20 protein-coding genes are annotated in these 21921 nt (G+C 71.6%); 10 read left to right on the plus strand and 10 right to left on the minus strand.

Translation table 11 applies throughout. The features are described from left to right. Positions 1–7: 7 nt before the first annotated feature. The gene (locus OG587_RS04215) at positions 8–1444 is read left to right on the plus strand and encodes a DHA2 family efflux MFS transporter permease subunit (protein ID WP_329087045.1); all 1437 of its coding nucleotides are present in this window, start codon (positions 8–10) and stop codon (positions 1442–1444) included. Positions 1445–1583: 139 nt separating this feature from the next. Here the strand turns inward: OG587_RS04215 and OG587_RS04220 are convergent, their stop codons facing one another. After that, positions 1584–3677 carry a PhoX family protein gene (locus OG587_RS04220; RefSeq protein ID WP_329093725.1) on the minus strand — a complete coding sequence of 698 codons (2094 nt, stop codon included), beginning with the start codon at positions 3675–3677 and terminating at the stop codon, positions 1584–1586. Positions 3678–4109: 432 nt separating this feature from the next. On the opposite strand from OG587_RS04220, the gene OG587_RS04225 reads away from it, so the two are divergent. Then, a complete protein-coding gene (locus OG587_RS04225) occupies positions 4110–4565 on the plus strand; it encodes a sterol carrier family protein (RefSeq protein WP_329093727.1) in 456 nt (151 codons plus the stop codon). A 33-nt stretch (positions 4566–4598) separates the two neighbouring features. Here OG587_RS04225 and OG587_RS04230 read toward each other — a convergent pair whose 3' ends face one another. Beyond that, the gene (locus OG587_RS04230; RefSeq protein ID WP_329087047.1) at positions 4599–6134 is read right to left on the minus strand and encodes a DUF4190 domain-containing protein; all 1536 of its coding nucleotides are present in this window, start codon (positions 6132–6134) and stop codon (positions 4599–4601) included. 160 nt (positions 6135–6294) lie between these two features. Here OG587_RS04230 and purF point away from each other — a divergent pair, with 160 nt between their 5' ends. Both purF and purM read left to right on the plus strand, forming a co-directional pair. Further along, positions 6295–7740 (plus strand): amidophosphoribosyltransferase, encoded by a 1446-nt coding sequence (gene purF / locus OG587_RS04235; protein ID WP_329087049.1) that lies wholly within the window; start codon positions 6295–6297, stop codon positions 7738–7740. A 28-nt stretch (positions 7741–7768) separates the two neighbouring features. After that, entirely contained in the window at positions 7769–8794 is a 1026-nt protein-coding gene (gene purM / locus OG587_RS04240; protein WP_329087051.1) for a phosphoribosylformylglycinamidine cyclo-ligase, read from the plus strand. A gap of 255 nt (positions 8795–9049) precedes the next feature. Here purM and OG587_RS04245 read toward each other — a convergent pair whose 3' ends face one another. Together OG587_RS04245 and OG587_RS04250 are read right to left on the minus strand one after the other, a co-directional pair. Then, on the minus strand, positions 9050–9283 hold the full coding sequence (locus OG587_RS04245; RefSeq protein ID WP_329087053.1) for a DUF3073 domain-containing protein: 234 nt from the start codon (positions 9281–9283) through the stop codon (positions 9050–9052). Between the two features lie 150 nt (positions 9284–9433). Further along, positions 9434–10537, minus strand: coding sequence for a Leu/Phe/Val dehydrogenase (locus OG587_RS04250; RefSeq protein WP_329087054.1), 1104 nt, complete (start codon positions 10535–10537; stop codon positions 9434–9436). Positions 10538–10717: 180 nt separating this feature from the next. Between OG587_RS04250 and OG587_RS04255 the strand changes: the two genes are divergently transcribed. Beyond that, on the plus strand, positions 10718–11575 hold the full coding sequence (locus OG587_RS04255; protein WP_329087055.1) for a hypothetical protein: 858 nt from the start codon (positions 10718–10720) through the stop codon (positions 11573–11575). A 318-nt stretch (positions 11576–11893) separates the two neighbouring features. Continuing rightward, the gene (bldC, locus tag OG587_RS04260) at positions 11894–12097 is read left to right on the plus strand and encodes a developmental transcriptional regulator BldC (protein WP_013133571.1); all 204 of its coding nucleotides are present in this window, start codon (positions 11894–11896) and stop codon (positions 12095–12097) included. Between the two features lie 168 nt (positions 12098–12265). Here the strand turns inward: bldC and OG587_RS04265 are convergent, their stop codons facing one another. Continuing rightward, the gene (locus tag OG587_RS04265) at positions 12266–12991 is read right to left on the minus strand and encodes a TetR/AcrR family transcriptional regulator (protein ID WP_329087057.1); all 726 of its coding nucleotides are present in this window, start codon (positions 12989–12991) and stop codon (positions 12266–12268) included. A 135-nt stretch (positions 12992–13126) separates the two neighbouring features. Here OG587_RS04265 and OG587_RS04270 point away from each other — a divergent pair, with 135 nt between their 5' ends. The 3 genes from OG587_RS04270 (at position 13127) to OG587_RS04280 (ending at position 15702) form a co-directional block, all read left to right on the plus strand. Then, a complete protein-coding gene (locus OG587_RS04270; RefSeq protein ID WP_386262245.1) occupies positions 13127–14215 on the plus strand; it encodes a LacI family DNA-binding transcriptional regulator in 1089 nt (362 codons plus the stop codon). A 123-nt stretch (positions 14216–14338) separates the two neighbouring features. Continuing rightward, positions 14339–14587: a hypothetical protein gene (locus OG587_RS04275; RefSeq protein ID WP_329087060.1), complete on the plus strand. Its 249-nt coding sequence runs from the start codon at positions 14339–14341 to the stop codon at positions 14585–14587. A 215-nt stretch (positions 14588–14802) separates the two neighbouring features. Further along, the gene (locus OG587_RS04280) at positions 14803–15702 is read left to right on the plus strand and encodes an N-acetylmuramoyl-L-alanine amidase (RefSeq protein ID WP_443075447.1); all 900 of its coding nucleotides are present in this window, start codon (positions 14803–14805) and stop codon (positions 15700–15702) included. Between the two features lie 126 nt (positions 15703–15828). On the opposite strand, the gene OG587_RS04285 is transcribed toward OG587_RS04280, so the two are convergent. After that, the gene (locus OG587_RS04285; protein ID WP_329087063.1) at positions 15829–17373 is read right to left on the minus strand and encodes a N,N-dimethylformamidase beta subunit family domain-containing protein; all 1545 of its coding nucleotides are present in this window, start codon (positions 17371–17373) and stop codon (positions 15829–15831) included. 131 nt (positions 17374–17504) lie between these two features. Between OG587_RS04285 and OG587_RS04290 the strand changes: the two genes are divergently transcribed. Beyond that, positions 17505–19148 carry a beta-N-acetylhexosaminidase gene (locus tag OG587_RS04290; RefSeq protein ID WP_329087065.1) on the plus strand — a complete coding sequence of 548 codons (1644 nt, stop codon included), beginning with the start codon at positions 17505–17507 and terminating at the stop codon, positions 19146–19148. Between the two features lie 51 nt (positions 19149–19199). Here OG587_RS04290 and OG587_RS04295 read toward each other — a convergent pair whose 3' ends face one another. The 4 genes from OG587_RS04295 to OG587_RS04310 form a co-directional block, all read right to left on the minus strand. After that, positions 19200–19403 (minus strand): heavy-metal-associated domain-containing protein, encoded by a 204-nt coding sequence (locus tag OG587_RS04295; RefSeq protein ID WP_329087067.1) that lies wholly within the window; start codon positions 19401–19403, stop codon positions 19200–19202. Positions 19404–19742: 339 nt separating this feature from the next. Then, complete coding sequence (locus OG587_RS04300) at positions 19743–20852, minus strand: quinone-dependent dihydroorotate dehydrogenase (protein WP_329087070.1); 1110 nt, start codon at positions 20850–20852, stop codon at positions 19743–19745. A gap of 11 nt (positions 20853–20863) precedes the next feature. Next, complete coding sequence (locus tag OG587_RS04305) at positions 20864–21208, minus strand: STAS domain-containing protein (RefSeq protein WP_329087072.1); 345 nt, start codon at positions 21206–21208, stop codon at positions 20864–20866. Beyond that, positions 21205–21912 (minus strand): GAF and ANTAR domain-containing protein, encoded by a 708-nt coding sequence (locus OG587_RS04310; RefSeq protein ID WP_329087074.1) that lies wholly within the window; start codon positions 21910–21912, stop codon positions 21205–21207. Before OG587_RS04310 ends, OG587_RS04305 begins: the two co-directional genes overlap by 4 nt. Positions 21913–21921 lie beyond the last annotated feature (9 nt).

Below are 21921 nucleotides of genomic sequence, written 5' to 3' on the forward strand. Positions count from 1 at the left end.
ACGAAGGATGACGGACACCCGCAGGTGGTGGGCACTGGGAGCGATCTCACTGGCCACTTTCATGACATATCTCGACAACAACGTGGTGAACGTGGCGCTGCCCACGATCCAGCGCGATCTCGGGCTGAGCATCTCCGGGCTGGAATGGATCGTGAGCGGCTACATCCTGGTGTTCGCCGGGCTGATGCTCGTCGGCGGGCGGCTGGCCGACGTCTTCGGGCGGCGGCGCGTCTTCCTGATCGGCCTCGTCGTGTTCACCGCGGCGTCGTTCGCGGCCGGGATGGCCACCGACGGCGGTGTGCTGATCGCCACCAGGGCGGTGCAGGGCGTGGGGGCGGCGTTCCTCACCCCCACGGCGCTGGCGCTGCTCACCTCGATCTTTCCCGACGCCAGGGAACGCGCGACGGCGGTCGGCCTGTGGAGCGCGGTCGGCGCACTCGCCCTCGCCCTCGGGCCGCTGACCGGCGGGTTGATCAGCGAGCGCTGGCACTGGGGCTGGATCTACCTGATCAACGTGCCGATCGGGATCGTGACGCTCGGCCTCGGTCTCTGGGCGATCAGGGCGGTCCCCCAGGAGACGGTACGGCGCGGTCTCGACGTCCCGGGCCTGGTGACGTCGAGCCTGGCGCTGGTCGCGCTGACGTACGCGCTCATCGAGGGCGCGGGGGCCGGATGGACCTCACCGGAGATCCTGGGCGCCTTCGGGATCGCGGCCGTGTCGGCGCTGGCCTTCGTGACGATCGAGCGCCGGAGCCGGGAGCCGATGATCGACCTGTCGCTGTTCCGGTCACGGGTGTTCAGCGGGGGCACGCTGTCGATGGGCCTGTGGTCCTTCGGGGTGTTCGGGATCTACTTCTTCACCGCGCTGTACCTGCAGAACGCGCTGGGCTTCTCGCCGATCGAGGCCGGTGCGGCGTTCGTGCCGATGGCGCTGGTGATGGCCGCCACCGCCGCCCTCGCCCCCAGGCTGGACAGGGCGCTGGGAACCGCGAGGACCGTGGCGGCCGGGCTCCTGCTGATGGCCGTGTCGGTGTTCGGGATCTCGTTCGTCGGGGAGGGCGGCTCGTTCGGCGACCTGCTGCCGTGGTTCCTGGTCTACGGGCTGGGCGGCGGCATGCTGGTGCCGCTCACCACGGCGATCCTCGGCGCGCTCCCCGCGGGCAGGACGGGGGTCGCCTCGGGAGTGCTGAACGTCTCGCGCGAGGTCTTCGGCCTGCTCGGGATCACGGTCCTGGGGGCGATCCTCAACGCGCGGCAGTCCTCGCTCCTGGCGGAGGGCGCCGGGCAGCTGACCGCCTTCCTGGACGCGTACCGGTACACGCTGGTCGTCGCCGCGGTCATCGTGCTGGTGGGCGTGCCGGTCAGCCTGCTGTCACTGCGGGCCTCCCGGGCCGCGAACCCGCCGGTGGCCGCCGAGGAGCGTCCGGCCGTACCGGTGGGCTAGGAGGAGCTCCCCGCGCACTGAGCGGCGCTCCCACACGCGGAGAACCCCCGCACACGTGGAACGGCACCGGCTCGCGCCCCTCGGAGGGGAGGGCGCGAGCCGGCGCGGACCGATGAAGGAGCGCGGACCGGTGGCCGGATCAGGAGCCGATCTTGCCGCCCTTCGCGTGCCAGGCGACCACGACGGACGGGCGGGGCTGGGAGGCGCCACCGTCAGGCCAGTGGCTGGTGGGGGCCTCGGGGGTGGCGCCGGTGGTCTCACCGGGGTGCTGCACGGCCACGAAGACGCTGCGCTGGTCCGCGGTGACCAGCGGGCCGCAGGTCTCCGCGCCGACCGGCACGCTCAGGAACTGCTTCAGGTAGCCGCGCTCGGAACCGCGGACCGGCATGGCGAACAGGCCGTCGTGGGCGCCGAGCTGGCTGCCGTCGGTGGAGATCCAGAGGTTGCCGTCGGCGTCGAAGGCGACGTTGTCCGGGCAGGAGATCGCCGACACCTTGGTCTTGTCGAACCCCGCGAAGTAGGTCGCCGGGTCGTTCGGGTCGCCGCAGACCAGGGGCAGGGACCAGGCGAAGGTCGTGGCCCCGGCGTCGTTGCGCCGCTCGGTGATCTCCAGGATGTGGCCGTGCTTGTTGGCCGGGCGCGGGTTGGCCTCGTCCACCTGGGCCGGGGTCCGGTTGGTGTTGTTGGTCAGGGCCACGTAGACGCCGCCGGTGACGGGGTTGCGCTCCACGTCCTCGGGACGGTCCATCTTGGTCGCCCCGACCTTGTCGGCCGCCGTACGCGTGTAGACGAGCACCTCGGCGGCCGTCATCCCCGGAACGTGCGAGACCTTGCCGGTGACCAGCGGGATCCACTCGCCCGAGCCGTCGAACTGCCCGTCGGCGGGGAGCTTGCCGGTGCCGTCGATCTCGGCGGCCGGGCTGTCGCCGGTGAACTTCGCCACGTACAGCGTGCCGTCGTCCAGCAGGGTCCGGTTGTGCCGGTCGAAGCCCCGGATGTAGCGCTCCCGGGAGACGAACTTGTAGACGTACTCGAACCGGGAGTCGTCGCCCATGTAGGCGACCACCCTGCCGTCGGCGGCCAGGGAGGTGGTGGCGCCCTCGTGGGCGAGCCTGCCCAGGGCGGTGCGCTTGATCGGGGTGGAGTCGGGGTCGAACGGGTCGATCTCCACGATCCAGCCGGTGCGGTTGATCTCGTTCGGGTGCTTGGCCAGGTCGAAACGCTCCTCGACCCGGTCGAACCTGCGGTTGCCGCTCGGGATGCCCGTGGTGGCGCTCACCCCGTACCGGGTGAGGTACGGCTTCTGCGCCTCGGGGACGCCGTTGCCGTTGACGAAGTACTGGTTGAAGTTCTCCTCGCCGCTGAGCACCGTGCCCCACGGCGTGGTGCCGCCCGCGCAGTTGTTCAGCATGCCGATCGGCGTGGTGCCCCTGGGGTCGGCGGCGGTCTTCAGCAGGGCGCTGCCGGCGGCCGGGCCGGTGAACTTCATGGGGGTGTGCACGGTGATGCGGCGGTTGTAACGACGGGAACCCCGGGTGACCAGCTTCCACTGGCCGGACCCGCCCGCCCGCTCGATCTCGACCACCGAGCCGCCGTGCGCGGCCAGCCCGATCTTGATCTGCTCCTCCGTCGCGGAGGTGCCGTCCGTGTAACCGCGGAACATCAGGTTCTCGTCGGTGTACTCGTGGTTGACCCAGAGCAGACCCCGGTTCTGCCCCATCGGGAAGAGGGTGACGTAGTCGCAGTTGTAGCCGAACTGCTTGGCCTGCGCGGCGGCCGTCTGCTTCTCGAAGTCGAACGCGGGGGCGCCGGGCAGCACCGGGTCGCCCCAGCGCACCACGACCGCCGACAGGTAGCCCGCGGGGACCGTGATCTTGTCGTTGGTGTTCGGCGCGATCGCGGTGAAGCGGAGACCGCTCTTCTGGCCGTGGCCGTTGCCGTGTCCGTTGCCATGGCCGTTGCCGTGGGACCTGTTCGCGTCCACGTCCGGGTCGGCGAGGGCGGGGACCGCCGTACCGATCCCGACCCCGGCGACGATCGCGCCCAGGGCACCGGCGCGCAGCATGCCGCGGCGGCTCATCGCCTCGGCGACCACGTCACCGAAGTAGGTGTTGTCGCTGGTGTTCATTACGTCGTGGGCGCACTGGTCACCGCAGCGGAACCGGCAGGTGAGCGCGCTGCGTCCACCCTTGTGAGGGCTCGTGAGCAGGGGGAGCAGTCGGCGCGGCGACATGTTCGCCACAGGGTCCTCCAAAAAGGGGCGAGGTCTTTCGGCCCGGAGGCTACGTGTGCCAGCCGAACCGGAGGTGAACGACGTTTGCCTGGATGATGAACCGTTTACCCGAACGAGCTGTTCGGGCGGGTTTCGCGCCCCCGGACGGGCCGCCCGCACGGACCGTCGCACCGCCCGGACAAGCCGCCCGTGCGGACATCGCACCGTCCGGACGAACCGCTCGCGTGCGGACATCGCGCCGCCCTGACAGGCCGCCCACACCGGTCGTCGCGCCGCCCGGACGAACCGGACGAGCCACCCGTGCGGGCCGTCGCACCGCCCCGGAGGTACGAGTCGCCCGGCGGGCCCGTACCTCCCGGACGATCCGCCCGGGAGGGAGCGGGTGTCGCGCTGTCCGGAGAGTTGTCCGGAGATGAGGCTCCGGCGGGCATCATGGAGGGCGTGCCACCTCACAAACCCGACACGGCCAAGGTCCGCGCCGCCCTCGACACCCAGCTGAGCGCCCTCGACGAGCCGCCCTACGACGGGCCCGGGGGGCTCGCGGCACTGCTGGGCGCCTGCGTGAGCGTGGTGCTGCGAGCCTTCGGGCGAGAGGTCCGCCCGGAACGGGAGATCACTCGCTTCGCCGTACGGCACCTGCTGGACGAGCTGGCGACGGCCGCGCCTGGCAGGACCGTCGAGGTCCGGGTCCCGCCCTACGCGGCGGTGCAGTGCGTCGAGGGCCCCCGCCATACCCGGGGCACCCCGCCCAACGTGGTGGAGACCGACGCGCGCACCTGGCTGGAACTCGCCACCGGCGGCCTGACCTGGTCCGAGGCGATGGCCGCCGGCAAGATCGCGGCGAGCGGGGCCCGCGCCGACCTGTCCGGCCACCTGCCTCTCCGATAGCCGCCCCGGATACGCCGTGAGCCCCACCGGCCGTTACGAGGTGGGCGGGATCTGGACGCCGAACCTGTCCTCGACGCAGCGCCGCTGGAGCTCCGGAGGCAGGTTCACGCAGTCGCCGACCTTGCTGTAGAGCCAGCTCAGGAACACCGCGGCGATCACCAGGGTGAGGAGGCTCAGCGCGATCCCCACCCAGGCCCGGCGCGGCCTGGACTTCTTCGCGAGCGCGACGATGCCGACGATCAGGCCGACGATCGCGACCGGCACGCCGAGGCCGCAGACGACGAGCGACAGGATCGCGACGATCCCGAGCACGAGCGTGGCGGTGCCCAGCCCCCCGCCGGATCTGCGCCCCTCGTCCGGATACCCCGGATAGGGCGTGGCGTACGGATAGCCGGGCGTGCCCGGCTGCGCCGGGTACGGCGTGCCGCCCTGCGGCTGGGAGGGTTCGGCCGCGGACGGCGGTCCCCCGGGATCGCCGTAGGGCTGCCCGGCCTGCTGCGCCTCCCCGTATCTCGGCTGCTCCCCGTAGCCCTGCTGCCCGTAGCCCTGTTCACCCGTTCGCCGCGGTTGGTCCTGCCGCCCCGGATGGCCCGGGGTGCCCGGAGCGGGTGGCCCCTCCGCCTGGAAGCCACCGGCGGCCCCGGCGGCTCCAGCGGCCCCGGCGGACTCGGCGGGCCACTGCGAAGCCGTCGGCTCCTCGGAGGACGTCGGCGGCTCGTAGCGCGAGGGCGGGGTGGGGGCGGACGGCGTCTCGGGGTGGTCCGCCCCGGGATGCTCGGGCCCGCCGGGAGCCTCCGAGGTGCCCTCCCAGCCGGGGTAGGCGGACGGCGTGGTGCCCGGCACCGTGTAGGGCTGCCCCTCGGGCGCCCCGGCCCCCTCGGGCGCCCCGGCCCCCTCGGGCGTTCCCTCCGGCGACGGGCCACCCGGTGCCCCCTGCGCCCGTGCCCCGGACGCCGGCGCCTCGTACCCGGGAGACCCCGGGTACCCCGGAGACCCCGGCGTGGCGTACCGGCCACCCGCCTGGTCGGGCGGGGGCACCTCCGGCGCGGACGGCGTGTCCGGATGCGGCGGAACCCGCGGTTCGGCGGGAACGGAGGACGGCGGCCAGGTCGAGGGCTCGTTGGGGTCGGGCACGGGCGCCTCTGGATCCGGCTCCTCCCACGGCTCCGGGACCGACGGCGTCGGGGGGGTCGGCGGCGTCGACGCCCCCGATCCCCACACGGGCCCCTCTCCGGCCTCCCTGCCCGGCGGCTCGGCCCGGCCGGGGATCTCCGTCCACCCGGTCGGCCCTGCCCCGCCGGAGGGCTCGGCGGAACCGGAAGGCTCGGTCCAGCCGGTGGGCTCCCCCGCCGGGGTGGCGGGCTGCCTCCACGAGGGTGGCTCGTTCGAGGGAGGGACGGGCCAGGCGGCCGGTTCCGGGGCGGCGGGCTCGGGCTCGTGTTCGCCGGGGACGGCCGCCTCCTCGGAGGTGTCCGGCGGCTCCTCCGAGCCGGACCCTTCCTGGTCGGAGCGCCTGTCCCGTGGCACTCGCCGGGGATCGGGCTGGTTCGGGTCCACAGGTGTTGTCACGTCTCTTCTCCCGACGCTCGGGCATGCCGGATATCTCACACTCCCCTGTGGGGCATCGGCGAAACAGGCTGACACGGCAAAACACCGATGATCGTTCGGTCAGGGTGCGACATGCCACGGAACGGACCCTGGGTGCGAGCAGGGAACAAGCCGACCTAGAATGAAGCATGTGCTGAAGGGCGACGGCCATCTGAGCCATGACCTTGACCTCCACGACCGACCTCCGAAGGACGCATGTGGCGTCTTCGGGGTGTGGGCCCCTGGGGAGGAAGTCTCCAAACTCACCTACTACGGGCTGTATGCGTTGCAGCACCGCGGCCAGGAGTCCGCGGGCATCGCGGTCAGCGAGGGCAGCAGGATCCTCGTCTACAAGGACATGGGCCTGGTGGCCCAGGTCTTCGACGAGTCCGTGCTCGGGACCCTCCGCGGCCATCTGGCGATCGGCCACTGCCGCTACTCGACGACCGGATCGAGCGTCTGGGAGAACGCCCAGCCGACGCTGAGCTCGACCGAGTCCGGCGGGCTCGCGCTCGCCCACAACGGAAACCTGATCAACACCCCGGAGCTGGCCAGGCGTCTGGCCCCCGGGTCCACCCGGGCGACCACCGACACCGAGGTGCTGACGACACTCCTGGCCCAGGACCGCAGCCAGTCGATCGACGACGCCGCCGCCGAGCTGCTTCCGCAGATCAGAGGCGCCTACTCGCTCGTCTTCATGGACGAGAAGACCCTCTACGCGGCCCGTGACCCGCAGGGCGTCCGCCCGCTGGTCCTGGGACGCCTGGAGCGCGGCTGGGTGGTCGCCTCGGAGACCGCGGCGCTGGACATCGTGGGCGCCACGTTCGTCCGCGAGATCGAGCCGGGCGAGCTGATCACCATCGACGAGCGCGGCGTGCGCTCGCGCAGGTTCGCGCTCGCCGAGCCCAAGGGCTGCCTGTTCGAGTACGTCTACCTCGCCCGCCCCGACACCACGATCGCCGGGCGCGGCGTGCAGACCACGCGCGTCGAGGTCGGCCGCGTGCTGGCCCGCGAGCACCCGGTCGAGGCCGACCTGGTCATCCCGACCCCCGAGTCGGGCACCCCCGCCGCCGTCGGCTACGCCGAGGAGAGCGGGATCCCCTACGGTCAAGGTCTGGTCAAGAATTCCTACGTGGGCCGGACCTTCATCCAGCCGTCCCAGACGATCCGCCAGCTGGGCATCCGGCTGAAGCTCAACCCGCTGAAAGAGGTCGTCGCGGGCAAGCGCCTGGTGGTCGTGGACGACTCGATCGTGCGGGGCAACACGCAGCGGGCGATCGTCAAGATGCTGCGCGAGGCGGGTGCCCTGGAGGTGCACGTCCGGATCTCCTCCCCGCCGGTCAGCTGGCCGTGCTTCTACGGCATCGACTTCGCCACCCGGGCCGAGCTGATCGCCGGTTCGCTCAGCGTGGAGGAGATCCGCGCCTCGCTCGGCGCCGACTCGCTCGGATACATCTCGCTGGAGGGCCTGACCGCGGCCACCACGATCCCCGCGGACCGGCTCTGCCGCGCCTGCTTCGACGGCGAGTATCCGATCCCGATCGACCAGGACAACGTGGGCAAGTACGTGCTGGAGGCCAAGCGTTGAGCGGGCCGGGCGCGCAGAGAGAGGCCTCATGACCAGCTACGCGGCCGCCGGAGTGGACATCGACGCGGGCGAGCGCGCCGTCGAGCTGATGAGGTCGAAGGTCGCGCGGGCGCGCAGGCCGGAGGTCGTGGACGACGCCAGCGGCTTCGCCGGCCTCTTCGACGCCTCGGCCCTGCTGTCGTACAGGCGGCCGTTGCTCACCACGTCGACCGACGGCGTCGGCACCAAGGTCATGCTGGCCCAGCGGCTGGACAAGCACGACACGATCGGGATCGACCTGGTCGGCATGGTCGTCGACGACCTGGTGGTCTGCGGCGCCGAGCCGCTGTTCATGACCGACTACATCGCCTGCGGCAAGGTGGTCCCCGAGCGGATCGCCGAGATCGTGGGCGGCGTCGCCGAGGGCTGCCGCCTGGCGGGCTGCGCCCTCGTCGGCGGGGAGACCGCCGAGCACCCCGGGGCCATGGAGGCCGGCGAGTACGACCTCGCGGGCGCCGCCACCGGGGTGGTGGAGGCCGACAGGATGCTCGGCCGCGACAGGGTCCGCGCGGGCGACGTGGTCCTCGCGCTCGCCTCCTCCGGCGTGCACTCCAACGGCTACTCGCTGGTCAGGCACATCATCGACCGGGCCGGGCTGTCGCTGGAGGCCGAGCTGCCCGAGCTGGGGCGGACACTGGGCGAGGAGCTCCTGGAGCCGACCAGGATCTACTCCCTCGACTGCCTGGAGCTGGCCCGCGCGGTCGACGTCCACGCGTACGCCCACATCACGGGCGGCGGACTGGCGGGCAACCTGTCCCGCTCGCTGCCCCCCGGGCTGGACGCGCTGCTCGACCGCTCGTCGTGGACCCCGCCCGCCGTCTTCGAGGTGCTCGCGGGGCACGGCGGGGTGGCCCAAGCCGACATGGACCGGACGTTCAACCTGGGCGTGGGCATGGCCGCGGTCGTCCCGGCCGAGGCCGTGGAGCCCGCCCTCGCGCTGCTCGGCGAGCGGAACCTGCCCGCCTGGGTGCTCGGCGAGATCGTCGAGGGCTCGGGCCAGGCACGTTTCCGCTGATCCGCGCCCTCCCCTCCGGGAGATAGCCTCGCGCGTCCCTCGTCCCCGCCCGGCCGGTGCCACCGGCCGGGCGGGGACGCGCCGGAGGTGGCCGGGTATGCGGCGGGTACCGGGGACGCGCCGGGTGTGCGGCGGGTATGGCGAAAAGCGCTCCGGACCACCGGAGCGCCGCATATTTTCGACTCGTAGCGAGAAGAACACCCGGCGGCTTGTGCCCACCGCCGGGTGCCCTGCTCACGTCAACCTGAAATCCGCCTAGCGGCGGCCGGATGTCCCGTCGTCGCGGTCATCTCCGGAGCCGAAGTCATCGGCGTAATCGGCGTACCGATCCGCCAGCTCGTCGTAGGCGTCGTTGGAGTCGTCATTGTGGATGGAGTCGTCTCTGACTCCGAGCTCGTCGCGCAGACGCTCAAGATCAGTGCCACCGCTGTTGTACTTCAGCTGGCGAGCAACCTTGACCTGCTTGGCCTTTGCTCGGCCGCGCCCCATTGGCTCGACCCCCTCGTGTGGGGTCGTGCCCGACCCCTCGTCGCTAACGCACCACGCACTGACGCCACCTGACTTGAGGCGTCAGCTCTCGTTCGCCTACAACCGTACCCGTTTTACGCCCGGCTCGGTACGTCGTATGGGCGTGTGGGGCTAGTGGCCCAGCCAAATGCCCCTAATTCGCCCGACTTCCGACATTCTGCGCTCAGCCAGCCTATCGGCTGCGACGGCCGGGGGAACGCCATCCTCCGCCGCGCTGGAGAAGATCTTGAGAGTCGTGTCGTAGATCTGGGTGGCCTTTGCCTGCGCCCGCTCCATGTTGAACCCCCTGATCTCGTCCGCGACCTGGATGACGCCGCCGGAGTTGACCACGTAGTCGGGCGCGTAGAGGATCCCGCGGTCGGCGAGCTGCTTCTCCACGCCGGGGTGGGCCAGTTGGTTGTTGGCCCCGCCGCAGACGATCGTGGCGCGCAGGCGGGCCACCGTCTCGTCGTCCAGCGCCCCGCCGAGGGCGCACGGCGCGTAGACGTCGACGTCGGCGGCGGTGATCTCCAGCCGGTCGGCGACGACCTCGACCTGGGGGTGGATCCGCCGCAGCCGCTCCACGGCCCGCTCGCTCACGTCGCAGACCACGACCTCCGCGCCGTCCTCGATCAGATGGCCGACCAGGCGGTGGCCGACCTTGCCCACGCCCTCCACGCCGACGCGCCTGCCGCGCAGCGTCGGCGTCCCGTACGCGTGCTCGGCGGCGGCGCGCATGCCCTGGAACACGCCGAGGGCGGTCAGGATCGACGAGTCGCCGGCCCCGCCGTTGGCCAGCGTGCGGCCGGTCACGTACGAGCACTCGCGGGCCACGATGTCCATGTCCTCGCTGTAGGTGCCGACGTCGCACGCCGTGTAGTAGCGGCCCCCGAGCGACTGGACGAACCTGCCGTAGGCGCGCAGCAGCGCCTCGCTCTTGTCCGTCGCCGGATCGCCGATGATGACGGCCTTGCCGCCACCGAGGTCGAGTCCCGCCAGGGCGTTCTTGTAGGCCATCGCCCGCGAGAGGTTGAGCACGTCCGCCAGCGCGGCCTGCTCGCTCTCGTAGGGATAGAACCTGGTGCCGCCCAGGCCGGGGCCCAGGGCGGTGTTGTGGATGGCGATGATCGCGTGGAGGCCGCTTCGCTCGTCGGAGCAGAAGACGACCTGCTCGTGCCTCGCCTGGCCGGTTGCCGGGCCCGCGTCCTTGTGGGACAGCCCGAAGACGTCGGTCACTGTGGTGACTCCCAGTCGTCCGTTCCCGCCGCTCCGTCGCGGCGGAGATCACCCTCAGCGTAACCACAAGTCCGTAACGGGGACGACGTGCGCGAACGTCCCATCTCAGTGTCCGAGACGGCCACCGCGGAAGCGGGCCCGCTACGGACAACGGCCGGTCCTTCGTGACACGATGCGGTCGTGCTGCCCTATGCCGCGTACCTCCGCGTCTACGAACCGCTGGTCGCGTTCGCCCCGGCGGAGCGCGTCTCGTGGACCGCCTACGCCGAGACGGCCGACCGACCGCGCCGAGCGAGCGCCCTCCACGCCGAACACGGCGAGGCGGTGCGACGCCTCCTCGGGGTGCCGCCGGCCCCGGCACCCGTCCAGGAGAGCCCCAACGCCTATCTGAGGCGTGTGGAGGAGGTCCTGTACGTCTGCCCGTGGCAGAGCAGGCTGAGGTCGTGGCTCGCCTTCTCACGCTTTCGCGGGGCGACCCCGCCCAAGCTGATGGAGCGTTTCGTCCCGCCCGCCGTCGCGAAGCAGACGGCCGACGACTTCGACCGGTTCAAGCGCCGCACCGACTCCGCCGCGCTGCGCACCCACATCCGCGGCTCCACATGGCACGTTCCGACCTCGTGGTTCGTCCCCTTCGACGGCAACGAGCGCTGGCTCGTCATCGACGGCGGCGAGGGGCAGGGGGGCACGACCACCACGCGCAACCTGATCTACGTCACGTCCATGGCCCATGCCAGGCGCCGCAGCGCCCGGGCCCTGCAGATCATCAGGAGGCAGGTGGGCGAGGTCTCGGTCACCGCCGAGGTCGAGGACGTGGCGCGCTGGCTGGAGGAGTTCCACCCGCACTCGCTGGTCGAGCTGGACTACGGCGGCATCGTCAACCTCATGGACGACGAGACACTCCAGGCCGACGAATCCGTGGCGGAGCTCGCGGCGGCGCTGACAGGTCTGGAAAAAGGCGAGGAAGAACTGGCGTTCGCCATGTACCAGCGCGTCATCCTCCGCTGGCGATCAATACAACTTCTCGAATCAGCAAACTGAGTCGCAAATCATCCCTTCGACCTGCGTAAGTAGGTCCGTCGATGACCGGGGATGCACCTACGAACTGAGTAGTTTGCCGTTTTCACTGCGATACCACGAAACGTGTCGCTAGAATCACCGAGCGTGACAACAACACGTGCACAAGAGAGATGAGTCGCTCAAAGGCTCGCCAATCGCTCTACGTGGCTGTATGGTCACATCGGGTGATGCCGCATATGGCCCAAACAGCCGCACGCAAGGGCCATAGGCGGACATCCGTGACAAGCGTCAAGTCGCAGGATCGCTGTCGCCGGTCCACATGGAGGAGAGGCCGCACAAATGTCAGCTCGTACACCCGAGGCAGAGCCGCTGCTCACCCCGGCGGAGGTCGCAACCATGTTCCGCGTCGATCCCAAGACCGTGACCCGGTGGGCGAAGGCGGGCAAGTTGACGTCCATCCGCACCCTGGGTGGACACCGCCGGTACCGGGAGACTGAGGTTCGCGCACTGCTCGCGGGGATTCCGCAGCAGCGCTCAGAGTAAGACGGGGGCCGTCACTGACCTAGGGGGATTGGTGCGCGCTCACTCTTTGAGCGTGTAGGCCACACGGGTTTGTGGGGAGCGGCGTCGCCCGCCCGGCGCCGCCCCAGCACCTACCCCGCCCTCCGGCACACGCTCCCGAAGGGCCCGGCAGTGCCCCGAGGAGCCCTGTCAGCCGTCCGCCCCGGGCCTCTCCTGGCCCGTGGGGCGGCTCGCCCGGTCTCTGACCAGGCCGTCCAGCAACTCGCCGACGTGCGCGTCGTGTTCGGCCGCCACGCCGAGCAGCGCCGTCATCTGACCGATCAGCATCCGCTCCAGCGCCGGCCGCTCGATGTCGCGGCGCTCCAGCCAGTCGAGGCCCGCGGTCTCGACGGAGGCGATCCACGAGCGCAGCGCGACCCGGAGCGCGGGCCCCGGCTCCTCGACCCGCAGCTGCTTCATGATCAGCCTGAGCAGCCGGTGCCTGACCGAGTCGACGACCTCCCCGATCTCGCCGCTGCGATTGGCGGGACCGCCCCTGAGCAGCGCGGCGAAGCCCGCCGCGTGCTCCTCGACGAAGTCGAAGTATCGGGTGAGGCCCCCGGCCAGCTCGTCCAGCGGAGTGCCGATCCCCCGGGGTCCGAGCCTGGCCTCCAGCTGGGCCGCGGCGCTCCTCAGCGCGGCGACGTAGAGCTCCTGCTTGCCGCCGAAGTAGTGGTAGACCAGTGCCCGCGACGCGCCGGCCTCGGAGGCCACGTCGTCGATCGACACGTGTTCGGCGTCACGCCTGCTGAACAGCTCCAGGGCCGCCGCCATGAGCTCCTCGCGGCGCCGGTCGACACTGAGCCTGCGCCGCGTCGGTCGCACGCCCCCCGCCACGGGTTTCGCCCGCTCGGCGGCTTCGGATGTCGACCCCACACCCTGAAGACTATCGGAGCCGTTTCGCCCGGCGGCTTGGTCAAGATCGCAGTTCCCTTCCGCACAAGCCGTACCCCATTCGGAACTCGATCGTTTTGAGTGACAGGTGCCCATCCACCATCGCGGGGGAGAGCCATGTCAGGACCGCCGGTCAACACCACCGTCACCCGAGCCCGCGGGTTCGCCGAACCCGTCTTGTCCGACGGGGGCGGCGGGCCACGCCCGAGACCCACGATCCGCAACGTGGCAGAACGAGCCGGTGTCTCCAAATCACTGGTCTCGCTCGTCCTGCGCGGGTCGCCCCACGTCAGTGAACATCGCAGGCAGGCCGTGCTCCAGGCGGCCAGAGACCTCGGCTACCGGCCCAACGCCGTCGCGCGCAGCCTGGTCGAGGGCCGTACCCACCTGGTCGGGGCGCTCGTCGCCGACCTGCACAACCCGTTCTACGCGGAGTTCCTGGACGGCCTGCAGGAGAGCCTGCACGGCGACGGGCTGAGGCTTCTCATCGGCAACAGCCAGTGGGACCCCGCCTTCGAGGACGAGGCGGTCGAGGCGTTCCTCGAACTGCGCGTCGACGGGCTCGTCCTGCTCGGTATCGCGCCCACCAGCGGGACGCTCATCGAGGCCACCGGCTATACGCCGACCGTGGTGGTGGGCGAGCGCGACATCGACCTCGGCGGCGTGGACATCGTCGTCGACGACGACCAACTCGGCGCCCGCCTGGCCGTCGACCACCTCGTGGAGCTCGGTCACCGCAGGATCGCCCACATCGAGGCCGCGGGCATCTCCTCCGGGCGCTTCCGGTGCGAGGGCTACCTGGTCGCGATGCGCAGGCACTCCCTGGCGCCGTACATCATGGTCGAGGAGGGCGAGTCCAGCGAGGAGGGCGGCGCCAGGGCGGCGCGCAGCCTGCTCACGCGTGACCCCCGGCCCACAGCGATCTTCGCCGCCAACGACCGGGTGGCCATGGGCGTGCTCTCCGCGGCCGCCGAGCTGGGCCTGCGGGTTCCCGAGGACCTGTCCGTGGTCGGGTACGACAACATCCACCGCGCGGGGACCCAGCCGATCTCGCTGACCACCGTGGACCAGCCCCGCCGCGCCATGGGACGCTCCGCCGCGGCGCTGCTGAACGACCGGATCGGCGACCCCGGCAAGGCCTCGCGCCTGCGCCAGGTCGCGCCACAGCTGGTCGTACGGAACAGCACGAGCCCCGCCGAACGGTAAAGAGCCTGCCTGGAGCGTTACATCACGCCCAGGCAGGCTCCATGGCCTCCCCAAAACACGGTCAACATCGCGGACGGCGACGCGCCGCCGGTGTTGACTCTGGCCGAGACGAGGGGGGTAACAATGCGTGATCCGGAACTGGTGTCATGCGCCCAGCGGGCCGCGGCCGAGCTTGAGCGGGCGTGGGCGCACTGGCGGGCCGCCCGGGGCCGCAACGGCGACGCCGGAGCCGAGTCCGTGGCCAGCTACGTGGCCCATTCGATCGACCACCCGTGGGGACGGCCGCGCGTGGTCCTCGGGCTGGACGCCGAGGACGCCAGGGAGCTCGCCTCGCTCCTGCAGAAGCAGGAGGTCGGCGAGCACGCCTGGTGACGGCGAGTGGGCATGTCTCCCGGTACGGATGGGTACATGCCGCCTCCCGCTCCCAGGTGGGCACATACCGTCTCCTGTTCCCAGGTGGGCACATACCGCGTCCCGTGACGGGAGAGCACATCACGCCTCGTGACGGGCCCGCACATACCGCGACAACGGCCGAAACACGCGTCCGGGCCACGTAGGTTGGGTGGCTGACGACTTCCTTGGGGGCGATGAGCGTGACCGGCAAAGCACTCGCGGCGACCCTTGTCCTGTGCGGACTCGGCGCCGCCGCCTGCGGCGGTACCGCCGCGGGCGCGGACCTCGCGCGGACGCGCGGGCCCGTCCCTCCCGCCGCCGGCACCGCGGCGGCTCCGGCGGCCGACGCCCCGGCCCGCCCGGCGGCCGGCGCGGCGAGCGACCCCACGCCGAGTCCCGCCGCAGGCCAGAGCGGCCAGAGCGGCCAGAGCGACAAGCCGCTCAGCGGCAAGGTCGTGGTCATCGACCCGGGCCACAACGGGCAGAACTACCGCCACCCCGCGGAGATCAACAAGCAGGTCAATGTCCTGACCCAGTCGAAGGCCTGTGACACCACGGGCACCGCCACCGACAACGGCTACAGCGAGGCGGCCTTCACCTGGGACGTCTCGCAGCGTCTGGCCAAGATCCTGAAGAGCCGTGGCGCGACGGTGAAGCTGACCCGCGACAGCAACTCCGGCGTCGGGCCGTGCATCACCCAGCGGGCCGCGATCGGCAACCGGGCGAAGGCGGACGCGGCGATCTCGGTCCACGCCGACGGGGCGAGCCCCGCCAACCACGGCTTCCACGTGATCATGCCGGAGAAGATCGGCGGCCCGGTCGACCCGGTGGTCAAGGCCTCCAGGAAGCTCGGCCTGGACGTGCGGAACGCCTTCAGGCGCGGCACCGGCCTGCCGTACTCCACCTACATCGGCAAGGACGCCCTCGACTACCGGAACGACCTCGGCGGCCTGAACCTCTCCACGGTTCCCAAGGTCTTCATCGAGTCGGGCAACATGAGGAACTCCGCCGAGGCGGCCAAGTTCCAGCAGCCTGCGTTCCGGCAGAGGATCGCGCTCGCCCTGGCGAACGGGTTGCAGCAGTACCTCAAGTAGTCCGGGCGGGAAGCGCGCCGGATGCCGCGCGGCCCGGACCGTGCCGGGCTCGCCGTCCGGCCGGCCCCGCCCCGGAACCCGCCGGCGGGCTCGCGTAGCGGACCCGGCCGGGGCGGACGGCTCGTCTCAGCGGCCCGCCGGGCCGTCCAGACCCAGGGGTCCGAGGTTGTCGTGGGCCGGGTGACTGCGCGCGACCGGTCCCTCGGCGAAGGCCCGCAGGATGTTCCCCGTGGCCCTGCGGACGAAGGCCCCGGCCTTGTCCGTGACGCCGTGGCCGCAGCGGGCGCCCCGCATGGCGCACACCCAGCGCATCGTGCCCGAGCTGAACACGCCGGCGCCGCTCGGCACGGTGTGGTAGGCGCTGTGCGCGACCGTGGCGCGACCGCCGCAGTCGACCGGGGAGACCGACAGGACCTCCATCGGGCGCGGCACGCCCGCGCCGACCCTGTCGGTCTCCACGCCCACCATCCCGGGGAAGGTGGTGCCGCGCCGCACCCCGGTCCCCTTGAAGATCCAGTTGCCGGGGCGCCTCACCACGTAGGCGGACTCGGAGGGGAAGCAGTCGTACATCGGGCCGGTCAGCGAGCTCTCCGGCCTGCCGGTGGCGCGCCACAGGACCGTCCGGGCGTCCTCGGCGGCGTCCTTGTGGCAGACCACCAGGCGGCGCGGGCCCAGGCGCGTCGCGGCGAGGCGGACCCGCCAGTAGACGGCGTTGGCGCCGAGGAAGGCGAGGTTGGTGCCGTGGTCGCGGGCGGTCTCGACGGTACGGCGCATGCCCGGCGACCAGTACTCGTCATGGCCCAGTGACACCAGGCCCCTGGCCCCGTCGAGGATGCGCGGGTCGCGGTCCAGGTCCAGGCTCGTGACGTAGGCGAGCGGTACGCCTCGGCGCTCGGCGAGCTCGATGGCGTCGCGCTCCATGTCCAGGAAGAGTCGCGCTCCCGAGGTGTCGTACGGGCGGTCGAAGCTGACCGCCCGGGACCTGCCCTCGAAGCCGCCGGGGCCCGTGTAGAGGCTGCGGCCGCCCCAGTCGTTGTACGCCTGCCAGGTGGTGACCGCGTTGACGATGACCAGGCGCCCCCGGGTGGAGGCGGACCTGACGGTGAGGGGAACGTATCGCTGTCCCCCGCCGGCGGCGTCCAGCCGGATCAGGTAGGAGCCCTCGGGCCACCCCGAGGTGTCCACCTCGGGTCCGGGCTTCCAGTGGGCGGCGGTCACCGTCCCGGTGGCGGCGATCGTCCTGGGCGGAGCCTGCCTCGTACCGGGCAGTCCGGTCGCCCGCCAGACCTGCCTGGCCCCGGCCCCGCCGTACCAGCCCATCCGGAAGGCCCTGGCGATGTAGCGGCCGGCGGTGGTCGAGACGTACAGCCGGAAACTCTGGCCCGGCAGCACGCTCACCCGGTCGGCGAAGCCCTCGATCTCGTGCTCGGCGCCGCGCCGGCGCACCCGCCAGCCGGGATCGCCCTCCCTGGCGTTCTCCGCCACGGTGGCGTTGTCCCCCTCGGCGCTCCGCACCGCGGAGGAGGACGCCGAGGGCGTGGGCGTGGGCGTGGGCGGATCGGCGGGGCGTTCGACGGCGGCGGAACACCCGGCGACCAGCATGATCGCCACCGGTATCGTCACCAGGATCGCCAGTGGTGTGCGGGCCGGGTGCCTGGACGCTTGGAACATGAGCAGCAGCATGTCCGCGCGAGAGGTCTCCCCCGGTTCTCCCGCGCGGTACTTGGGCGGTTCTTGGTTCCGTGTCCGGGCTCGCCAGCCTAAAGGGCTTATTTCTCTGGTGATTTGGAATGATTTAAACCATGACTGACCTCCTGCCGTTCCCCTCCGCTTTCACACCTGCCAGCGGTTTCCTCGGCCTTCCCCACGGAGTCGTCGTCTCCGGTCCCGCCGAGCTGGTCGACGCCGTACGCCTCGCGCTCGCCGTACTCGACCCGCGCCCCGGCGAGGCGGGGACGATCACGGTGGAGTCCGACGCCTCACTCGGCGCCGAGGCGTACGTCCTGGACGTGACGGGCGGGGGCGTGCGGATCGCGGCCGGAGACCGGGCCGGCGCCTTCTACGCGGGCCAGACGCTGCGGCAGCTGCTGCCCGCGGCGGCGTTCCGCGCGGTGGCCGGTGCCGGGGTGAGCTGGAGCGTCCCCCTCGGCCAGGTGCGGGACGCGCCCCGGTTCGCCTGGCGCGGGGTGCACCTCGACGTGGCACGGCACTTCATGCCCAAGCGCGAGGTGTTCAGGATGGTCGACATCATGGCGGTCCACAAGCTGAACCGCCTCCACCTGCACCTGGTGGACGACCAGGGGTGGCGGGTCGAGAGCCGCCGGCACCCGCGGCTGCACGAGGTGGGCGCGCACCGCCCGCGCACGACCACCAGCTACTACCGGGAGGACCTCACCTTCGACGACGTACCGCACGGCGGCTACTACACGCTGGAGGACCTCGCCGAGATCGGTGCCTACGCGCGGGCCCGCGCCGTGACGGTCGTGCCCGAGATCGACGTACCGGGACACGCCTCGGCGATCCTCGCCGCCTACCCCGAGTTCGACGCCCGCGCCACCGGCGGCCGCCGGCCGGAGCCCTTCACGGTCCTGGAACGCTGGGGCATCTCCCCCGCGATCCTGTCCCCGCTGCCGGAGACGATCGACTTCCTGACCGGCGTGATCGAAGAGATCGTGGAAGCGCTGGGCGAGACCCCGTACGTCCACATCGGCGGGGACGAATGCGTGCTCGACGACTGGGCCGACTCCCCCGAGATCGTCGCGTTCCAGGCGGAGCTGGGGCTGGAGGGCGTGAGCGACCTGCACGCCTGGTTCCTGCGCCGGCTCGCGGACGAGCTGGCCGAGCGTGGCAGCAGGGCGGTGGTGTGGGACGAGGCGTTCGTCAGCGGCATGCTCAGGCCCGACACGATCGTGATGCCCTGGCGCGGGCCGGGGGTGGCCAGGCGCGCCGCCGCCGCCGGGCACGACGTGGTGCAGACCCCGGTCTTCCCGCTGTACTTCGACTACGCCGAGGCCTCCTCCGAGGAGGAGCCCGTGGCGATCGGCGACGCGATCACCGTTTCCGACGTCGCAGCCTACGCCCCGGCGCCGGAGTCGTGGACGGCCGAGGAGCGGGAGCACGTGCTCGGGGCGCAGTTCCAGCTGTGGAGCGAGCGGCTGCCCGACGGGCGCGCGGTGGACTACCGCGCCTGGCCCCGGGGGTGCGCGCTGGCCGAGGTCGCCTGGTCGGGCTCGGCCGGGACCGGGTTCGACGCCCGGCTGGAGGCGCATCTGGGCCGCCTCGACGCGCTCGGCGTCGAATACCGGCCCCCGGCCGGCCCGCGCCCCTGGCAGCTCGGCGGAGCCGGCCACCGGCGCCACCGGCCGGGGGTCGTCAAGGTGGACGAGGTCATGAAGCACCTGGAGGAGATGACCCACGAGGCCGACTCGACCCGTCCCAGCATGTGACGGTCTTTCGCCCTTGACGAACCCCGCCAGGGGCCCGGCGCGGTCGTCCGATCAGGCGGAGACCTCGTACCCCGCTTCCTTGACGGCGGCGCGGACGGCCGTGTCGTCGAAGGAGTCACCGGAGACGTCGACCCTGCTGGTCTTAAGGTCGACGTCGACACCGGTGACACCCGGGACCTCGCCGACCTCCTTCTTGACCGAGCTCACGCAGTGGCCGCAGGTCATGCCGGTAACGGTGTATGTGGTCGTGCTCATCGTGCCTCCAATGTCCTGAGGTTACCCACCCAGGGTATAACGTCAGCCGCCTTCCGGCCCGCTGAGTGTGACGAATCAGACCCCACCGCAAAGGTTCGGACCGCGACACCTCGGATCGCGCCGCGACCGAATCAGGCGGCGGCCGAATCGGGTCGTGACCGGATCGGGTCGTGACCGAATCGCGCCGTGACCGGATCGGATGGCGGCCGGATCGCGTCACAGCCGGACCAGGCCGATCCTGGGTCGCGCCGCGGCCGGACCGGGCCACGCGGCCGGATCAGGCCGCGCGACCGGATCAGGCCGCGACCCGGCCGCGACCCGGCCGCGGTGCGGGCCGGGTCAGGCCGAGGGGCTCCGGCCCGCGGTGCGGCCGATGATCTGGCGGAGGTCGACCACACCGTGGCGGCGGAGGCGACGGGAGAGGTCACGGTTGACGTGGTACGCCCAGAAGGGCCCCTCGTAGATCAGCGCGCTGTAGCCCTGGACGAGCGTGGCCCCGGCGAGCAGGCGCTCCCAGACGTCGTCCACGTCCTCGACGCCGCCGACGGAGACGAGCACCAGGCGGTCGCCCACCCTGGCGCGCAGCCTGCGCAGGACCTCCAGCGACCGGGCCTTCAGCGGACGTCCCGACAGGCCGCCGCTCTCGCGGCTGTGGTCACGGCCCGCGGGCTCCGCGCCGGCCAGCGCCTGCCTGCCGATCGTGGTGTTGGTGGCGATGACGCCGTCGAGCCCGAGCTCCAGGGCCAGGTCGGCGACCGCGTCCACGTCGGCGTCCGCCAGGTCGGGAGCGATCTTGACCAGCAGCGGGGTGCGCTTGGGCGTGGCGTCGGCGATCTCCTTCACCGCCCGCAGCAGCGGGCCCAGCAACTCCACGGCCTGCAGGTCGCGCAGGCCGGGGGTGTTGGGCGAGCTGACGTTGACGACCAGGTAGTCGGCCAGGGGGGCGAGCTCCCTGGCACTGGCCACGTAGTCGGCGACGGCCCCCGACTCGGGCACGACCTTGGTCTTGCCGATGTTGACGCCGACGATCGCGGGGACACCTCGGGGCCTGGCCAGCCGCCGGGCCGCGGCGGGCGCGCCCGCGTTGTTGAAACCCATCCGGTTGATGATCGCCCGGTTTCTCACGAGGCGGAACAGACGGGGCCTGGCGTTGCCCGGCTGGGCGTGGGCGGTGATCGTGCCGACCTCGACGTGGCTGAAGCCGAGCGCGGACATGGCCTCCACGCAGTCGGCGTCCTTGTCGAAGCCGGCCGCCAGCCCGAACGGGCCGGGGAAGTGCACGCCGAAGGCCTGCACGCGCAGCGCGGGGTCGCGTGGCGCGAGACGGCGGTGGAGCAGCCGCCTGACCACGGGCGTCGTCGAGAGGACGCGCAGGGCGCGCACCATCAGATGGTGCGCGTCCTCCGGATCGAGGCGGCCGAGGATCTGCGAGAAGACGAATCGATACATCACCGATCAGGTTAGTGCCCCGGCGGGGTGCGGCTCGCGCCGACCGCGTCTCCGGGATGCCTGATCAGGAGGTACCGGTCGAACCCGAGCAGCCGCAGCAGGCGGAGCACCGGGCCCGACGGCCGCAGGATGATCACCTCGCGGCCCAGGTCTCGCATGTGCTCGTCGGCCCGGAGCAGGGCCCGCGCGCCCGCGCAGTCGATGAAGCCCACGTGGGCCAGGTCGAGCTCCACCGTCGCCGCGGTGAGTGTGCCGAGGACATGCCGCAGCTCGACACCCCTAACGGCGTCGAGATCACCGTAAACGGTGATCTCGACCCTGTTCTCGGAGGGCTCCGGCGACGTGAGCAGGATCACCGTATTTCGCCCGCCCCCTCACCGAGCACCTCGGCGGCCAGGTCGGCGACGCGGCGGCGGGTGTCGCGGGCCTGCTTGCGCAGGCCGGTGAATGCCTGGGTGGCGGTCAGGTCGTGCTTTCCCATCAGGTAACCGATCGCCCGCTCGATGACCACGCGGTAGTCGAGGGCGTACTGGAGCTGGTCGGCCAGGGCGCTCTTCTCCTCGGCGGCCATCGCCGCGGTGAGCAGCTGCTCGATCACGTCCGCGTAGCCGTAAAGCGCCTGGACGTCCGACTCGTCCCATTGGTAAACCTCGGCCTGGTAGACGTTCAGCGTGCCCACCGGCTCGCCTCCAAGCCGCACCGGCACCCCGGCCACCGCCCGCACCTCCGGGTGGAGCCGGTCGGCGAGCTTCGGCCAGCGCGGGTCGACCCGCACATCGCTTGAGGTCACCGCGGAATTCTCCTCGTACGCGGAAACGCACGGCCCCTGACCGAGATGGAGTTGCGCGCCCTCAAGGCTGCGTCCCCGCTCATCGGTGGCGACCAAATAGCGGAGATCTTTACCTTCTTCCGCGAACATCAGACCCGCACCCGCATATCCGAACAACGAGTTCACCACATCCACGGCACGCTCCAACTGATGGACTATGCCTGTGGTGGACGAGGTCGTCTGGAGCCTTCTCAGGCTCGCGACCAGCGCTTCCGGATCAATGTGAGTCATATGTGGGGC

Origin of the sequence: Streptosporangium sp. NBC_01469, assembly GCF_036227305.1 — a bacterium.
GTDB lineage: Bacteria > Actinomycetota > Actinomycetes > Streptosporangiales > Streptosporangiaceae > Streptosporangium.

Excerpts from the sequence above, each read along its gene's own strand:
- OG587_RS04285 (WP_329087063.1), bottom strand. The coding sequence starts at position 17,373 with ATGTTCCAAGCGTCCAGGCACCCGGCCCGCACACCACTGGCGATCCTG.
- OG587_RS04295 (WP_329087067.1), bottom strand. The coding sequence starts at position 19,403 with ATGAGCACGACCACATACACCGTTACCGGCATGACCTGCGGCCACTGC.
- OG587_RS04275 (WP_329087060.1), top strand. The coding sequence starts at position 14,339 with ATGCGTGATCCGGAACTGGTGTCATGCGCCCAGCGGGCCGCGGCCGAG.
- OG587_RS04215 (WP_329087045.1), top strand. The coding sequence starts at position 8 with ATGACGGACACCCGCAGGTGGTGGGCACTGGGAGCGATCTCACTGGCC.
- OG587_RS04270 (WP_386262245.1), top strand. The coding sequence starts at position 13,127 with ATGTCAGGACCGCCGGTCAACACCACCGTCACCCGAGCCCGCGGGTTC.
- OG587_RS04245 (WP_329087053.1), bottom strand. The coding sequence starts at position 9,283 with ATGGGGCGCGGCCGAGCAAAGGCCAAGCAGGTCAAGGTTGCTCGCCAG.
- OG587_RS04310 (WP_329087074.1), bottom strand. The coding sequence starts at position 21,912 with ATGACTCACATTGATCCGGAAGCGCTGGTCGCGAGCCTGAGAAGGCTC.
- OG587_RS04290 (WP_329087065.1), top strand. The coding sequence starts at position 17,505 with ATGACTGACCTCCTGCCGTTCCCCTCCGCTTTCACACCTGCCAGCGGT.
- OG587_RS04220 (WP_329093725.1), bottom strand. The coding sequence starts at position 3,677 with ATGTCGCCGCGCCGACTGCTCCCCCTGCTCACGAGCCCTCACAAGGGT.
- OG587_RS04225 (WP_329093727.1), top strand. The coding sequence starts at position 4,110 with ATGGAGGGCGTGCCACCTCACAAACCCGACACGGCCAAGGTCCGCGCC.
- purF (WP_329087049.1), top strand. The coding sequence starts at position 6,295 with ATGAAGCATGTGCTGAAGGGCGACGGCCATCTGAGCCATGACCTTGAC.
- purM (WP_329087051.1), top strand. The coding sequence starts at position 7,769 with ATGACCAGCTACGCGGCCGCCGGAGTGGACATCGACGCGGGCGAGCGC.
- OG587_RS04280 (WP_443075447.1), top strand. The coding sequence starts at position 14,803 with ATGAGCGTGACCGGCAAAGCACTCGCGGCGACCCTTGTCCTGTGCGGA.
- bldC (WP_013133571.1), top strand. The coding sequence starts at position 11,894 with ATGTCAGCTCGTACACCCGAGGCAGAGCCGCTGCTCACCCCGGCGGAG.
- OG587_RS04300 (WP_329087070.1), bottom strand. The coding sequence starts at position 20,852 with ATGTATCGATTCGTCTTCTCGCAGATCCTCGGCCGCCTCGATCCGGAG.